The organism is Aminobacter sp. P4_D5 (assembly GCF_056401815.1).
Genome location: NZ_JBFUIP010000382.1, coordinates 1 through 1279 on the forward strand (window position 1 = coordinate 1; position 1279 = coordinate 1279).

The 1279-nt window shown below is 61.7% G+C and carries 1 protein-coding gene; it reads right to left on the reverse strand.

The annotated features are described in order from the left end of the window. Nucleotides 1–1279 (reverse strand): MobA/MobL family protein (locus AC1DWF_RS32070; protein ID WP_476842575.1); only part of this gene is annotated, 1279 nt, incomplete at both ends.

The window sequence follows — 1279 nt, forward strand, 5'->3', positions numbered from 1 at the left end:
CTGCACCGACAACCCGATAACCGGCCAGTTCCCACGCCTCACGGGCGGCCTTCATCATCGTGGTCTTGCCCGCGCCGGCACGGCCAACGACAGCTGCGATCCGCGCGGCCCCCGTCACATGCTCGATGGCGACACGCTGCTCCAGCGACAGCTGCAAATGACGTGCCAAGACGCTGTCCAGCACTTCATCTCGAACGCCATGTGTTGCGCGCTGCGAAAGCCAGATCGATTGCGTTGCCATCTTGGCTTCGATGCGGATCAGCTCGCGCGTTGTGTAGCGCGCTCGGRYCTTCTCTCCTGTCGCAAGGTCGACGCCGTCGCGCTCGATGCGCAATGCCTCGGGGCTCTGCAGAACCCGCACCAGCAGATGCTGGAACGTGGCGGCATCGTCGACATAACGATGCAGGATCTTGGCGATATCGCGTTCGTCGAAGACGCTTCTTTCCGAAGAGATCATATCGAGCACGATCTCSGGCCGYTTKARRAACCGGCGTGTATTCTCCTTGCGCTGSGCCTCGAACAGATCGATCCGYTCAAGCGAGGGCTTTTGACCTTCGCTTTCGGATTTRCGCTGGATCGCCTTGGCGCCGACGCCGATATGGATGGTCGGCACGATGTCGATGCCGCGCTCGGCATAAGAGCGGCCATCWACGCGCAGATCGATGCCGCCAAGCGCCAGATGCYGGTTCTGCGTCTCGAACCAGCCATCGCGAAGCGCAGYAAAGTCGTTGATCCCGCCTGCCCATAGCTCATAAACGATCTTGCCGGCGGTGTTGCGCAAGACCTCGCCMTTCTYCCCGATGACGGCAATCTTCTTGGCSCCGAACCCGYCTTCGGTCAGCGGTCGCAGCGTCATCATCAGATGGACATGCGGATTGCCCGGCGCGTCATGATAGACCCAGTCCGCAACCATGCCCTTGGCGAGGATGTGTCGYTCGACGAAATCRCGGACCAGTGCGATGTTYTGCTCGGACGACAGCTCCAGCGGCAAGGCAATGGTGATGTCCTTGGCAAGCTGGGCATCCGCGCGTTTCTCGCAAGCCTCAACCTTGTTCCAGAAGGCTTCCGCAGCACCTGCCACCGAGTGATCGGCAATGAGGCTGCGCAGCCATTGTGGCGCATCGGCTGGCGCCAAAAACTCCTCGTGAAGAAGCCCCTGCTTGCGGGTGTAATCGACCGAGCGCGCTTCGCGTTCGTACTCCATCTTGGCGCAATGGCGATAGGCGGCCGACAGCACCGCGCTGCGGCCGTCGCCGCGGCTGACGATGCTGACGGAGAA